The organism is Vreelandella zhaodongensis, assembly GCF_013415115.1.
Classification (GTDB): domain Bacteria; phylum Pseudomonadota; class Gammaproteobacteria; order Pseudomonadales; family Halomonadaceae; genus Vreelandella; species Vreelandella zhaodongensis.
Window position 1 is genome coordinate 183793 of the sequence record NZ_JACCDD010000001.1, and the last position, 13820, is coordinate 197612.

The following is a 13820-nucleotide window of genomic DNA, read 5'->3' on the forward strand; positions in this document are numbered from 1 at the left end:
ACTATGAAGCTGTTACGTTTTGGAGCGCCGGGGCTAGAGAAGCCAGGTATTGTCGATAGTCAGGGTAAGGTTCGAGATCTGTCCGCCATCGTAAGCGATATTGCTGGCGATGTGTTGAGTGATCAAGGGTTGCAGAAGCTTCGTGATATGGATCTCTCTGGACTGCCGGAAGTAGCCGCTGATGCACGTTTGGGGCCTTGTGTTGGTCAGGTGGGAAAGTTTATCTGTATTGGTCTTAACTACTCTGATCACGCTGCAGAGACGGGCGCCGACGTCCCTCCTGAACCGGTCATTTTCAATAAATGGACTAGCGCTATCTGCGGCCCCAATGACAACGTGGAGATTCCCCGCGGTGCTAAGAAGACCGATTGGGAAGTAGAGCTTGGGGTGATTATTGGTAAGGGGGGGCGCTACATTGATGAAGCCGATGCCATGTCACATGTGGCGGGATTCTGTGTGGTGAATGATGTCTCTGAACGTGAGTTTCAATTAGAGCGCAGTGGCACGTGGGACAAAGGTAAAGGCTGCGATACGTTCGGCCCTTTAGGCCCTTGGTTGGTGACACGCGATGAAATCGTTGATCCACACCAGTTGGGTATGTGGCTTGAGGTAGACGGTCAGCGTTATCAGGATGGCAATACGTCCACCATGGTGTATCAAGTGCCTTTTCTTATCAGTTACTTGAGCCGCTTTATGAGCCTGCAGCCCGGTGATGTGATTTCGACGGGAACGCCTCCAGGGGTAGGCATGGGACAGCGGCCACCTGTTTACCTTCGCGATGGGCAGCAAATGCGTCTAGGTATTGAAGGTCTCGGTGAGCAGCAGCAGCGAGTGGTGCAGGCGTAGAGCTCAATGCTAGCGACAAGGGGATTACTCGGCGGTGCCGAGATAGCGATGCGTGACAGACCTTAAGGGTAAAATTTTTTGCCATTAAAGGCCTGACCACTAGATCAAAGTACCTGTCGGAATAGCAATGGTTTGCGCTTGGTGGTCAGGGCTTGGTGAAAAAGGAGGGCATTAATGCAAGTTCTTGTCTGTTCGAAACCGCATCACCTTGAGCTGCGTCACTCAGACCGCCCAAGGTGCGCCCCTGGGCAAGCCTTGGTGCGTATTCGTCGCATCGGAATTTGCGGAACGGATATTCATGCTTACGGTGGCAATCAGCCCTACTTTGAATATCCACGTGTATTAGGCCATGAGCTTGCCGGTGAGATAGTCGAGGTTGCTGATGGACATGATGACCAGCACCTACTGGGAAAACAGGCTTATGTCATTCCCTACCTGCATTGCGGTCGTTGCCGTGCCTGCCAGCAGCATAAAACCAACTGCTGTCAGCACATGCAGGTTATTGGCGTGCACCAAGATGGTGGAATGGCCGAGTACTTGGCGGTACCCACCTCTCACTTGGTGGTGTCGGGAACCCTCAGCATCGATCAGTTGGCGCTAGTGGAGTGCATGGCGATTGGTGCACACGCGGTAAGGCGCAGTGCGCTGCAGGCGGATGAGTTGGCCGTGATCGTCGGGGCAGGCCCCATTGGTATGGGAGTACTGCAAGTTGCCAGAAGCCGAGGGGCTCGTACCTTAATGGTGGATACCAACGCATCACGTCTGGCTTTTTGTCACGAGGCTCTCGGCGCCGGTGCGGTGGCGAACCCTCAGGAAGTGGATATGGTTGAAAAAATAAGCGAGTTAAATGGTGGTGCATTAGCCGATGTCGTGTTCGATGCCACTGGTAACCCTCACGCCATGCAGGCTGGGTTTGATCTGGCGGGACATGGTGGGCGCTATGTGTTGGTCAGCGTAGTGAAAGCTGACATTACCTTCAGTGATCCTGATTTTCATAAAAAAGAGCTGACACTCATCGGCAGCCGTAACGCCACTCGCGAAGACTTTGACTGCGTGGTGTCGTTGATGGAGAGCGGTGATATCAATGCTAGCGCGATGATTACGCATCGTGCTGCCCTTGCTGATGTGCCTGCCCGAATGCCTCAGTGGTGCGATCCTGCCCATCAGGTTATTAAGGCCATGATCTCGATTGATGCTGAAGAGGTGCAGCTATGAGTGACCTGATTGCGACTCAAACGCCCTATCGCACGCTGCGAGTGCATCGGCTGGATAATGTCCGCGTTGCCTTGACGGACTTGCCTGCGGGCATGGTGATTGAGGATCAAGGCGTCAATATCAAGCTTCCTGGGCCTGTGCGCCATAAGCATAAGTTCGTACTTCGCGATATGGCTGTTGGCGAGATGGTGATTATGTACGGGGTTAGAGTCGGTAAAGTGACCCAGCCCATTGCGGCAGGTGAGGCCATTACGACCGACAACCTGGTGCACTCGACGGAGGATTTACCTGCCAGTGCTCGCCAGGATGCATGGCAGCCCCCCGAAGTAACCGCGTTCGAGAAGACAACCTTTGACGGTTATCACCGCCCTGGCGGCCGAGTGGGAACAGCTAATGTTTGGTTAGTGGTGCCCTTGGTGTTTTGTGAGAACCGTAATATCGAAGTGTTGCGCCAGTGCGTGGCTGATGCCCTAGGGGACGACCCTTTTTATGACTACAAACGCATGGCGAGGCAGTTATTGCACGGGGAAGATGCCCCTGAGTCAGCTGTAACCGCTGGTGAACGGCTATTCCCCAACGTTGATGGTGTGCGTTTTCTTGTTCATCAGTTGGGTTGCGGTGGCACGGACAGCGATGCCGGAGCACTTTGCCAGCTACTGGCGGGTTACATCTGTCATCCCAATGTGGCGGGCGCAACGGTACTTAGCCTGGGTTGCCAGAAAGCGCAGATTACTATGCTGCAAGAGGCCATTAGCGCACGTGATCCCAATGGCTACAAGTCCGTCAGCTATTTCGAGCAGCAACGCTCTGAAAGCGAGGAGATGTTGATTCGTAATGCCCTGACAGCGATTTTTGATGGCCTTAAGCAGGCCAATCAAGCGACACGGCAGCCAGCGCCGCTCTCTGAACTAACGTTGGGCGTTGAGTGCGGCGGCTCGGATGGTTTTTCCGGAATCTCTGCCAATCCAGTGGTAGGAGCCGTGGTGGATCGTCTTGTGGCACTGGGCGGCAGCGGTATTTTGAGTGAGTTCCCGGAGCTGTGTGGTGTTGAGCATGAGTTGCTTGCCCGTTGCAGTGAGCCGCGAGTGGCGGAGCGATTTGCGTCATTAATGTCGGCTTATCAGCGTCACGCTCAGGCAGTAGGGGCCGATTTCTCTATGAATCCTTCACCGGGCAACGTGCGTGATGGTTTGATCACTGACGCCATCAAGTCGGCCGGTGCTGCTAAGAAAGGGGGCGACAGCCCCGTGGTGGATGTGCTCGATTACACCGAACCCATGGTTCGCAAGGGGCTTAATCTACTCTGCACGCCTGGCAATGATGTCGAGTCTACCACCGGACTGGTTGGCTCCGGCGCCAACCTTGTGTTGTTTACCACTGGCTTAGGCACACCCACCGGTAACCCCGTGGCACCAGTGATCAAAATTGCCAGTAATAGCGAATTAGCGTGCCGGATGAGCGATGTGATCGATTTTGATGCAGGCCCGATTATTCGTGGTGAAGCTGATATCGCTGAGTTGGCGGATCAGCTGCTGAGCCTATGCATTGACACTGCATCGGGTCGCTATTTGACCAAGGCAGAACGTTTAGCGCAGCTGGACTTTATGCCTTGGAAACGGGGAGTGTCGCTGTGAAATTGTCGTTGCCCCAGGCGACTATCGTCCAGTTTGGCACCAGCCGTTTTCTGCTTGGTCATGTTGCCGCCTTTGCTGGCGCGGCAATTGAAAACAGCAGTAGCCAAGAGGCTGTGCTGGTCGTACAAACGTCGCAGCGTCCAGAAGGTAAAATCAAGGCAGCTGCTCTGGCACGGGAAGGAAGCTACCCGCTGCATATTAAGGGGCTGCGCGATGGCCAGCGGGTTGATGAGCGATGCTCAATAGCTAGTATTGCAGGCAGCCTGATTGCTCAAGAGCAGTGGCAGGCGTTGGAACATCACTTTATCAATACGGCACGCTGGGTGGTTTCCAATACGGGGGATAGTGGCTACCAAGTGGCCGACGATTCTAGTCTGGCGGCTCTGCCCAGGAGTTTTCCAGGCAAACTTACCAAACTTCTCTACGCGCGCTTCCAGGCAGGGCGGCCAGGGCTAACCATGCTGCCCTGTGAGTTGCTCAGCAGAAATGGACAGGTACTTAAAAAGATCGTGGCTACATTAGCGCGTAAGGATTATCAAGATACTCAGTTCAATGCATGGCTGGTGTCTGATTGCTGCTGGGTCAATACGCTGGTAGACCGCATTGTCTCGGCGCCACTGGAGCCAGTAGGAGCGGTGGCGGAGCCTTATGCGCTTTGGGCAATAGAGCAAACGCCCAGCCTAGTGATGCCCTTTGAGCATGCTGCCGTCGAGGTAGTAAGTTCATTACAACCTTACGAGTTACGTAAGTTACATATCCTCAATCTGGCCCATACCTACTTGGTTGATCAGTGGCGCCATCTAGGGCTAGCAGGCGTTAGCTACGTTAGAGAAGCCATACAGGAGCCGCAGCTACGTAATCGGCTCAGTGAGGTCATGGAGCGTGAGGTGCTGCCTGTTTTATCGCTGGAGCTACCGGGTATGGACTTGGCGGCTTACTGGCTAACCACGCTGGAACGTTTTGAGAACCCCTACCTTGATCATCGCCTGGAAGATATTGCGAATTACCACCGCGATAAGCTGGCACGTCGTTTAAGCCCGGTAGTCTCCATGGCAACACCGTACAACATTCCAACGCCACGGCTTAATGCTGCGATTAAGCGGGCAGAGCATATGGGAGGTGTCTGATCGACTGGCTTCCATTTGGCGATAACCCGCCAGTCACCCCAACGTTGTAAAACAACACTGCCTTAAGGGCAGGTGCAACTACCGTTAAACATAAAAAAAAGTGGAGTACGTCATGCGCCTTAATCAACTCTCTATCGCTATTACGCTTGCGACGGTAACCAGCATTGGCTTTGCCACTGCTAGCCATGCAAGCACCGTGATTCGTGTCGCTTATGGCAACCAGCCTGGTGAGCCAGTGGATGTGGCTGTTAACCAGTGGGCTGAATGGGTCAGCGAGGCAAGTAATGGTGAGCTGGAACTGAAGGCATTTCCTGCCAGTCAGCTTGGCTCTGAAACCGACGTGTTGGAGCAGGCTCGGTTTGGTTCGGCGATTATTTCAATCACCGCTTACAGTAATTTTCTCGATTCGGTGCCTGATCTATCCGTCTTGGATGCTCCGTATTTAAGTGAAGATTTTGACGCCAAACTCAAGGTCTTTGATTCCGACTGGTTTGCTGACCAGGTGGCGCAGGTGGAGTCTGCGGGGTACCACATTGTTATTCCTAACGCCGTGTACGGCGTCCGACACTTGTTGACGCGGCAGCCGGTGAGCAGCCCTGATGATCTCGATGGTGTAGGCGTACGTGTGCAGAACTCTCAGATGTACGTTGCGGCAATTCGCGCCATGGGGGCAACGCCCACGCCTATGTCACTAGGGGATGTTTACCCCGCGTTAGCCCAGGGGATGGTGGATGGCGTCGAGAATCCGGCGGCTGTGCTCTATGGCGGTAAGTTTCATGAAGTGGTTAAGCACCTTAGCTTAACGGCGCATATGCATACCGTAGCCCCTTTCGTCACTGGCCAAGCGTTCTGGAACCAGCTTGACGAAGCGCAGCAGCAAATACTGACCGAGACGGGTCAGCAAATGGCCGACTACCTCGCCAAACTAGTTGCCGAAGATAGTGAACAGGCGCTAGACAAACTGCGTAGCGAAGGGGTAGAGATTCACGAAGTGGATACGACCCCTTTCCGAGAGCGAGCTGCCGAACAGATTCCAAGCGCGTTTCCGCAGTGGAGTGATGGTCTCTATGAGACTGTCTACGAGATCATCAACGGCTAATGTGTGTGGGATTTTATGCTCCCCCAGCACCTGCTGGGGGAGCGCGTCGAGGAGTCTGATATGAAGCGTATTTTCACGTGGCTAGATCGGATCATGCGTTTTGATGAAGTTCTCGCTACGGCAGCTGTTTTCGCGCTCTTTCTAGTGGCCATTAGTAATATTTTTATGCGTTATCTGTTCAGTTCTCCTCTGGCATGGACAGAAGAAGTGCTTCAGCTACTACTGGTCTGGGCTACTTTTCTTGGGGCGAGTGCATTAGTACGCCGCCGAGAGCACGTGTTCATTAGTTTTGTTACCGATAAGCTTCCACCGCGCTTGGCGCGCTGGAATGAACAGCTATTTAGCACGGCTATCATTCTGATCAGTGCCCTGGTCATGCTGTATTGGGGAATCCAGTTGCTTAGTTTCTCAGCATTACGTAGTACGCCGATGCTGCAAATTCCCTATTACTGGATTCATGTTGCGATCCCTATCAGTGCCGCGGTGATGATTTATCACTGTACGGTTCGGCTAGTTCAGCGATATCAACCATAGGAGCCAACTATCATGGCTGTCAGCATTGCTCTTAGCGCACTGTTTTTGCTGTTTCTGTTAGGTACTCCTGTTGCGTTTGCGCTGTTTTTCTCTACCTTTCTTTACTTTGTTGTCGGGGCTGACCAGCCGACGATGTTGCTCATTCAGCGCTTAGCAGGGGGGCTGGAGTCTATATCGTTATTGGCCATCCCGTTTTTTATTATGGCCGGTGTGTTCATGAATTATTCTGGTATTACCGACCGTCTACTCAGACTAGCTGAGCTACTGACGCGGCGTATGCACGGTGGGTTGGCTCAGGCGAACGTACTGTTGAGTACTTTTATGGGCGGGCTTTCTGGCTCCAACATTGCCGATGCTGCTATGAACGCAAAACTGCTGGTGCCGACGATGACCGAGAAGGGCTATCCCAAGCCCTTCTCCGGTGCGGTAACGGCGGCATCGTCGCTGATTACATCAACCATTCCACCCGGTATTGCATTGATTGTGTATGGCTACGTCAATAACGTATCCATAGGGCGCCTCTTTTTAGCAGGAGTCGTACCCGGAGTATTGATGGCGATAAGCCTAATGGTGCTGGTTTCCTACCTATGCCGCCGCCATCACTATCAACCGCCTGAGCGCAAAAAAGTAACGCGTCATGAGTGGGTCAGTGTCACTCGCGCAGGCATCATCGCCTTAATGCTGCCCTTAGTGGTGATTGGGGGTATTCGTATAGGTCTTTTCACGCCCACCGAAGCGGGGGCTATGGCGGTGCTATACGCACTCATCGTTGGAGTTTTTGTTTATAAGCAGATGACGCCCAAGACCATCGCGTTGGCAACCAATGAGTCACTTCTGGCCTCTGTGAATGTGCTTTTCATTATTGCAGTGGCGTCAGGATTTGCCCGTTTTCTTACTTGGGAGCAGATACCTCAGGAAATTGCCATGCTCCTCTCTTCACAGGTTGGTAGTGCTATCGCCTTCCTGCTCTTGGCAAATGTGCTGCTGTTGATGTTAGGAATGTTTCTGGAAGGCAATGCCATCTTGATTGTGCTGTCACCGTTATTGGCACCTGTCGCTGCCCAGTTCGGTGTTGATCCGGTGCATTTCGGTATTGTTTTTATTATCAATGCCACGATTGGCACGATTACGCCCCCATTGGGGACGGTGATGTTTACTACCTGCAGTATCACAGGCATTGATGTGGCGTCTTTTATCCGTGCCGTTATGCCGTTCTGGTTGGTAATGGTGGGAGTGCTGCTATTGACGACCTTTGTGCCAGCGGTGTCGTTAGCGTTGCCTAATCTAGTGTTCTGATTAGGTAAAAAAGTGATACACCCCATACCGTACGAATCGGGGATGTCACCATGGCAGACTGCTCGTTACAGGCTTAGCCACCTCAAGTAGCAGGTGCTTACATCCCCGCATAGCGAATAGTGATCACAGTATAGAATGTCTCGCCATTGGGCGTGAGCACCGTTATATCATCGCCGACTTCTTTACCCAGTAATGCCTTGGCCATGGGGGCATCGATACTGATCCAGCGCTTTTTGGTGTCGATTTCGTCGTGGCCAACAATCCTCAGGTGGACTTGCTCGCCGTTTTCATCTTCTAGGCTTACATACGCGCCGAAAAAAACCTTGCTGGTGTCAGCGGGCAGGCGGTCAACAATTTGTAGTTCGTCTAAACGTTTCGTTAGGTAGCCAATGCGGGCAATAACGCGATTTAACTCTTTTTTGTTATAGGTGTAATCGGCATTTTCGCTGCGGTCACCTTGGGCGGCGGCCTCGCCGACTTTGGCCGAAATGGCGGGGCGTTTAACCCGCGCTAGGTGATCCAAGACAGCGCGCAGACGAGCCGCCCCCTCTGCTGTAATCAGGTTGCTCTTAGGTTCTTGGCGCGGGTCTTTCGCTGGGTCGCGCCAGCGCGTCATATTGCGGCCTTTCATTGCGTTTTCCACCTCCGTAAAGAGCACCAGCTTACGCTAATGGCACTGTTGTTCACAAAACTCATATTTATTGGCGAATCATTCAAACGTTCGTTACATTATGAGGGTGGGTAATGTCAGGCCCAAAAAACAACTGTGTTATTTGCTAGAAGAGCACAAAAACAAACCAGGAGCTCATTATGCGCGCAACCCGCTTATCACGCTTACTTATCGCCGCTGCCTTGGGTAGCACGTTGGTGCTAGCCCCGTTAGCAGCGTCTGCCTACGAGGGGGACGTGTTCTCGCTCAAAAATCGTTGGGAACATACCGTAACGCAGCTGCCCGCTAACCAGCGGGAGAGTACGTTAAAGTCATTGTCCAGTGAGGCGGAGCAACTTGCGAATCAGTACCCCAATGAAGCAGAGGTGCTGATCTGGCAAGGTATTGTGCTGGCTTCCTACGCCCGCGAACGGGGTGGGCTTGGGGCATTAGGCACAGCAGGCGATGCTCGGGATGTACTAGAGCGAGCCATTGAGATTGATCCACAGGGTGGCAATGGTTCGGCGTATGTCACGCTCGGTGCGCTCTATGATCGCGCCCCAGGAAGGCCGTTAGGCTTTGGCAACAGCAATACCGCAGAGCGAATGTTCCAACGGGCGCTGGAGATCCGCCCAGATGGGGTTGATGTGAATTATTACTACGCGACGTTCTTGAAGGACGAGGGAAATACCCAAGCGGCTCGCGAGCATGCCCAGCGTGCGGTGAACGGTACTGCACGCGAGAGCCGTCAAGCATCTGATGAAGCGTTGCGTCGAGAGGCTGAAAAACTGTTGAGTCAGCTGTAGTTCTTCCCTTCCTAAAGGGTTGATAGGCGAATTGGCATTCCCAGTAGTAAGCATTGATAATAGAACGATTGTTAATACTGGGAGTGCTTCATGGCATCTAGCCCTAATTCATTAGTGCCCGATGCGTCAGCGCCGCCTCAGTTAGGCCGAGACGATGTCGAGCTTATTCAGCGAGAGACCCTTTATCAGGGTTTTTTTCGCTTGGAAGCCATAGAGCTGCGGCATCGCCTCTTTGAAGGTGGCTGGAGCGGCACGGTGCGCCGTGAGGTGCATAACCGCTTTGATGCTGTTGGCGTGCTGCTTTATGACCCCGCTCGTGACACGCTAGTGCTCATCGAGCAGTTTCGTGCTGGCGCGATTGACGATCCGCTTTCCCCTTGGAAGTTGGAGTTGGTGGCGGGGTTGGCAGATAAAGACGAGCCACTTGAAGACGTTGCCCGCCGTGAAGCCTTGGAAGAGTCTGGCTGTCAGGTCGGCGCGTTGACGAAATTGCATACCTATTACCCAAGCCCAGGGGCGTGTAACGAACGCGTGACACTCTTTTGTGGTTTAGTGGATACCCAGGGCATGGGGGGCATTCATGGGTTGGATGATGAACATGAAGATATTCGTGTTCACGTGGTGACTTTCCCGATGGCATGGGAACTCCTGGAGCAGGGAAGACTCGACAACGCCATGTGTTTGATTGGGCTACATTGGTTAGCGAGCCAACGCGCTTCGCTGCGTGCTGCTTCTCATCGAGCAGCGACGATGCCAAGCGAATCTGAAAAGGAGTGAACATGGCTAGAACCGCCTATGTCACCGATTTGAAGTCCCTGCAGGGCGAATGTAGCGCCAACTATATGCGCATGCTTCGTTTGGTAGGCGATATGGAAAGTGGCCAGCGGCGCGATATCGCGCTGCATGGTGACGACCAACATTTTGGTGATTTACATCTTAAAATTCTGGAGCATGCACCTTATACCACAATGGTGGAAGTGACCCAGAGCGGTCCCCTGGATGCCGTTATCGAAGGCCCCAGAATGCGTGTTCACCTCTACCACGATGTGCGTATGGCAGAAGTGACCGATTTTCAACGTGAGCGGCACTTTAGTGGCCGCTACCGTTATCCGAATGCCAGAATGCATCAGCCCGATGAGAAACTGCAGCTTAATCGCTTTCTGGGTGAGTGGCTGGCGCATGGCCTAGCCCATGGGCATGCCTATGATATGCCGGAGTTACCCTGATGCGACTGGTTCAGATTACCGATTCGCACCTTCATGCCGATAAAGCGGCTCGTTCACGAGCGGGGATTCCGTGGCGGCAGTTTGAGTGTGTACTGGAAGCGGTAATCGCTGAGCGGCCTGACATCGTCGTATTCAGCGGTGATGTGAGCCAAGACGAAACGGCCGCCTCATACGCATTGGCGTGCCAAGCGCTGGCATCGTTGCCGTGCCCATGGGTCTGGATTCCTGGTAATCATGATCAGCTAGCACTCATGCAAGCAGAACACCCGCTGGTGGAAGAGGTCGATCTAGCGCAGTGGCGATTACTGCTGCTGGATACTCATGTGGAAGGCCAGCCGTATGGCGAGTTAGGTGCTGAGCGCTTAAACGCACTGGCTGCGCGCCTGGAAGAAGATGATCGCCCAACCTTGATTGTGATGCATCACCCCCCTGTTGATGTGGGCGCTGTGTGGATGGATGCGATTGGTCTTCAGGATCGCGATACATTTTGGCAACTGTTAAACGACTACCCTCAGGTTAAAATTATTCTGTTTGGCCATGCACACCAAGCTTATGCCCAGCTGCATTGTACCGCGGATACTGAAATTGACGTGTATGGCTGTCCCGCCATCGCCGACCAATTCTTACCCGGCGCTGAACAGTTTGCGATTGATGAAGCTTCTCGGCCCGGCTATCGAGTTATTGACCTCCATGGCAGTGAATGGCAGACCTGGGTGGAACGTGTCCTTGTGTAATGTCACACCTGTTATGGCACGGTTAGGCAATAAAGATATAAAAAGATAGTTATTAATTCTTTTGGGTTATTATTGGCTCGGCGTTACCCTATCCTCAAATAACCGTCTTTCGGCAATGCTACCGTCAGGCGGCAAATAGCGTTTGCACGTGCAAGCACCGTTTTGTGAGGGAGTAGGTAATGAACCAGTTTTCTGCGCCGTCGGCGTCCCAGCGTGAGGTGCCCGCTGCACCTGATGCGGCACGTTTGACCCACTTAAAGCAGCTAGAAGCTGAATCGATCCACATTATCCGGGAAGTCGCCGCTGAGTTTAGTAACCCGGTCATGATGTACTCCATCGGTAAAGACTCCTCGGTAATGCTGCACTTGGCGCGAAAAGCCTTCTACCCAGGGACACCGCCATTCCCGTTGATGCATGTGGACACTACCTGGAAGTTTCGTGAAATGATCGAGTTTCGTAACCGCATGGCAGAAGAAGCGGGAATGGAACTGATTGTGCACACCAATGAAGAGGGGCGGGCTGCCAATATCAACCCCTTCGACCACGGTAGTGCGAAATATACCGATATCATGAAAACTCAGGCGCTGAAGCAAGCGCTCGATAAGCATGGCTTTGATGCGGCCTTTGGTGGTGCGCGTCGTGATGAGGAAGCCTCTCGGGCTAAAGAGCGTGTCTACTCCTTCCGCGATAAATACCACCGCTGGGATCCAAAGAGCCAGCGCCCTGAGCTATGGAATGTATATAACGCCAACGTTAATAAGGGCGAATCAATTCGCGTCTTCCCGCTTTCGAATTGGACCGAGCTAGATATCTGGCAGTACATCTATCTCGAGTCAATTCCCATTGTACCGCTTTACTATGCCGCCAAACGTCCGGTGGTTGAGCGTGATGGGATGCAGGTCATGGTCGACGATGACCGTTTGCCTCTAGCGCCAGGTGAAGTGCCTGAAGAAAAATTTGTGCGCTTCAGGACATTAGGCTGTTACCCACTGACTGGTGCAGTGGAATCAACGGCGGCCACACTACCCGAGATTATTCAAGAGATGCTGTTGACCAAAACCAGTGAACGCAGCGGCCGCGCCATTGATCGTGACCAAGTCGGTTCAATGGAAAAGAAAAAGCGCGAAGGCTATTTTTAAGGAGTAGGTCTAATGGCTCATCAATCCAATTTAATTGCTGACAATATCGAGCAGTACCTTCACGAGCACGAAAACAAAGACCTGCTACGGTTTATCACCTGTGGCAGCGTTGATGATGGCAAGTCGACGCTGATCGGACGGCTGCTGCACGACTCTAAAATGATCTTTGAAGATCAGCTGGCGGCGATTACCCAAGCATCTAAAACCAGTGGCACGACCGGTGATACGGTTGATTTGGCACTACTGGTGGATGGCTTGCAGTCAGAACGAGAGCAGGGCATTACCATTGATGTTGCTTACCGCTTCTTCTCTACGGAAAAGCGTAAGTTCATCATTGCTGATACCCCAGGGCATGAGCAGTACACCCGTAATATGGCTACCGGCGCTTCAACGGCCAGCTTAGCGATTATTTTGATCGATGCCCGTTATGGGGTGCAGACCCAAACCCGTCGCCATAGCTTTATTGCCGATTTGTTGGGCATTCAGCACTTGGTGATTGCGGTTAATAAAATGGATTTGGTGGATTTCTCCGAGCAGCGCTTCAACGAAATTGTTGATGAATACCGCGCCTTTGCCACCAACCTTAGCGCACCGGATATTCGCTTTGTACCGATGTCGGCACTGAACGGCGACAACGTAGTTAACCCAAGTGATCAGACGCCCTGGTATTTCGGTGCAAACTATGAAGGTAAAACGCTGATTGAGTTGCTGGAAAGTGTCGAAATCAGCCGTGACCAAAACCTCACTGATTTACGTCTGCCGGTACAGTACGTTAATCGTCCGAATCTGGATTTTCGTGGTTATTGCGGCACCCTGGCGGCAGGCATTCTACACCCAGGCCAGGAAGTAAAAGCGCTGCCATCGGGTAAAACATCACGGGTTGCGCGTGTGGTGACGTTTGACGGCGACTTAAGTGCCGCTTATCCAGGCCAAGCAATTACCGTTACCTTGGAAGACGAGATTGATATTTCCCGTGGTGATTGGATTGTCAGTGCCGATGCCGATTTGCCGCTTTCTAATGCGTTTATGGCGGATATCGTGTGGATGCATGAAGATGCCCTAACACCGGGTAAGCTTTATGACTTTAAGCTCGCCACTCGTGATCTGTCGGGTCAGGTAAGTGATATCGATTACCAAATCGACGTCAATACGCTTGAAAGACATGCCACGGATTCGCTGGGCTTAAATGCGATTGCACGCTGTGCAGTAGAGTTAACGGCTGCGATTCCAGTGGATGACTATCGCACAAGCCCCGGTACCGGCAGCTTTATCATCATCGACAGGCTGACTAACGTAACGGTGGGAGCGGGTATGATTCGTGGGACCGCCGAGGCACGCGAGCAGATCAGCAGCGCTACCGATTGGGCAGCCTTCGAGCGTGACTTGAACGCGCTAGTGCGTAAGCATTTTCCGCATTGGGAAGCGAAGGATGTGCGCGACTTGCTACGCTAGCGGGTGCTTTAGCGAAACATGGTACTTAGCGAAACATAGTACTTAGCGAAACATAGTACTTAG

At 52.8% G+C, this 13820-nt stretch carries 14 protein-coding genes; 13 read left to right on the plus strand and 1 reads right to left on the minus strand.

Features of this window, described 5'->3' with window-relative positions; genetic code table 11:
* Positions 1-3 precede the first annotated feature (3 nt).
* The 7 genes from HZS79_RS00735 (at position 4) to HZS79_RS00765 (ending at position 7751) form a co-directional block, all read left to right on the plus strand.
* Positions 4-846 (plus strand): fumarylacetoacetate hydrolase family protein, encoded by an 843-nt coding sequence (locus tag HZS79_RS00735; protein WP_179926820.1) that lies wholly within the window; start codon positions 4-6, stop codon positions 844-846.
* Positions 847-1020: 174 nt separating this feature from the next.
* Positions 1021-2061: a zinc-binding alcohol dehydrogenase family protein gene (locus HZS79_RS00740; RefSeq protein WP_179926821.1), complete on the plus strand. Its 1041-nt coding sequence runs from the start codon at positions 1021-1023 to the stop codon at positions 2059-2061.
* Positions 2058-3695, plus strand: coding sequence for a UxaA family hydrolase (locus tag HZS79_RS00745; protein ID WP_179926822.1), 1638 nt, complete (start codon positions 2058-2060; stop codon positions 3693-3695). The genes HZS79_RS00740 and HZS79_RS00745 overlap by 4 nt, the downstream gene beginning before the upstream one ends.
* On the plus strand, positions 3692-4822 hold the full coding sequence (locus tag HZS79_RS00750; RefSeq protein WP_179926823.1) for a mannitol dehydrogenase family protein: 1131 nt from the start codon (positions 3692-3694) through the stop codon (positions 4820-4822). The genes HZS79_RS00745 and HZS79_RS00750 overlap by 4 nt, the downstream gene beginning before the upstream one ends.
* A gap of 112 nt (positions 4823-4934) precedes the next feature.
* Positions 4935-5921 carry a C4-dicarboxylate TRAP transporter substrate-binding protein gene (locus HZS79_RS00755; protein ID WP_179926824.1) on the plus strand — a complete coding sequence of 329 codons (987 nt, stop codon included), beginning with the start codon at positions 4935-4937 and terminating at the stop codon, positions 5919-5921.
* 60 nt (positions 5922-5981) lie between these two features.
* A complete protein-coding gene (locus HZS79_RS00760; RefSeq protein ID WP_179926825.1) occupies positions 5982-6455 on the plus strand; it encodes a TRAP transporter small permease in 474 nt (157 codons plus the stop codon).
* A gap of 12 nt (positions 6456-6467) precedes the next feature.
* Entirely contained in the window at positions 6468-7751 is a 1284-nt protein-coding gene (locus tag HZS79_RS00765; RefSeq protein WP_179926826.1) for a TRAP transporter large permease, read from the plus strand.
* A 97-nt stretch (positions 7752-7848) separates the two neighbouring features.
* On the opposite strand, the gene greB is transcribed toward HZS79_RS00765, so the two are convergent.
* Positions 7849-8382 carry a transcription elongation factor GreB gene (gene greB, locus HZS79_RS00770; RefSeq protein WP_162217477.1) on the minus strand — a complete coding sequence of 178 codons (534 nt, stop codon included), beginning with the start codon at positions 8380-8382 and terminating at the stop codon, positions 7849-7851.
* Between the two features lie 179 nt (positions 8383-8561).
* On the opposite strand from greB, the gene HZS79_RS00775 reads away from it, so the two are divergent.
* From HZS79_RS00775 to cysN, 6 genes are all read left to right on the plus strand, one after another.
* Positions 8562-9206: a TRAP transporter TatT component family protein gene (locus tag HZS79_RS00775; RefSeq protein WP_162217478.1), complete on the plus strand. Its 645-nt coding sequence runs from the start codon at positions 8562-8564 to the stop codon at positions 9204-9206.
* Positions 9207-9296: 90 nt separating this feature from the next.
* Positions 9297-9983, plus strand: coding sequence for an NUDIX domain-containing protein (locus HZS79_RS00780; protein ID WP_179926827.1), 687 nt, complete (start codon positions 9297-9299; stop codon positions 9981-9983).
* Between the two features lie 2 nt (positions 9984-9985).
* Positions 9986-10432 (plus strand): DUF1249 domain-containing protein, encoded by a 447-nt coding sequence (locus HZS79_RS00785; protein WP_179926828.1) that lies wholly within the window; start codon positions 9986-9988, stop codon positions 10430-10432.
* A complete protein-coding gene (locus tag HZS79_RS00790; protein ID WP_162217480.1) occupies positions 10432-11166 on the plus strand; it encodes a phosphodiesterase in 735 nt (244 codons plus the stop codon). Before HZS79_RS00785 ends, HZS79_RS00790 begins: the two co-directional genes overlap by 1 nt.
* A 179-nt stretch (positions 11167-11345) precedes the next feature.
* Positions 11346-12305 carry a sulfate adenylyltransferase subunit CysD gene (gene cysD, locus HZS79_RS00795; protein ID WP_162217481.1) on the plus strand — a complete coding sequence of 320 codons (960 nt, stop codon included), beginning with the start codon at positions 11346-11348 and terminating at the stop codon, positions 12303-12305.
* A gap of 12 nt (positions 12306-12317) precedes the next feature.
* Entirely contained in the window at positions 12318-13757 is a 1440-nt protein-coding gene (gene cysN / locus HZS79_RS00800; protein WP_179926829.1) for a sulfate adenylyltransferase subunit CysN, read from the plus strand.
* Positions 13758-13820 lie beyond the last annotated feature (63 nt).

Coding starts and splice junctions, on each gene's coding strand:
- cysD (WP_162217481.1), top strand. CDS start 11,346: ATGAACCAGTTTTCTGCGCCGTCGGCGTCCCAGCGTGAGGTGCCCGCT.
- HZS79_RS00740 (WP_179926821.1), top strand. CDS start 1,021: ATGCAAGTTCTTGTCTGTTCGAAACCGCATCACCTTGAGCTGCGTCAC.
- HZS79_RS00775 (WP_162217478.1), top strand. CDS start 8,562: ATGCGCGCAACCCGCTTATCACGCTTACTTATCGCCGCTGCCTTGGGT.
- HZS79_RS00735 (WP_179926820.1), top strand. CDS start 4: ATGAAGCTGTTACGTTTTGGAGCGCCGGGGCTAGAGAAGCCAGGTATT.
- cysN (WP_179926829.1), top strand. CDS start 12,318: ATGGCTCATCAATCCAATTTAATTGCTGACAATATCGAGCAGTACCTT.
- HZS79_RS00745 (WP_179926822.1), top strand. CDS start 2,058: ATGAGTGACCTGATTGCGACTCAAACGCCCTATCGCACGCTGCGAGTG.
- HZS79_RS00785 (WP_179926828.1), top strand. CDS start 9,986: ATGGCTAGAACCGCCTATGTCACCGATTTGAAGTCCCTGCAGGGCGAA.
- HZS79_RS00780 (WP_179926827.1), top strand. CDS start 9,297: ATGGCATCTAGCCCTAATTCATTAGTGCCCGATGCGTCAGCGCCGCCT.
- HZS79_RS00755 (WP_179926824.1), top strand. CDS start 4,935: ATGCGCCTTAATCAACTCTCTATCGCTATTACGCTTGCGACGGTAACC.
- greB (WP_162217477.1), bottom strand. CDS start 8,382: ATGAAAGGCCGCAATATGACGCGCTGGCGCGACCCAGCGAAAGACCCG.
- HZS79_RS00790 (WP_162217480.1), top strand. CDS start 10,432: ATGCGACTGGTTCAGATTACCGATTCGCACCTTCATGCCGATAAAGCG.
- HZS79_RS00760 (WP_179926825.1), top strand. CDS start 5,982: ATGAAGCGTATTTTCACGTGGCTAGATCGGATCATGCGTTTTGATGAA.
- HZS79_RS00765 (WP_179926826.1), top strand. CDS start 6,468: ATGGCTGTCAGCATTGCTCTTAGCGCACTGTTTTTGCTGTTTCTGTTA.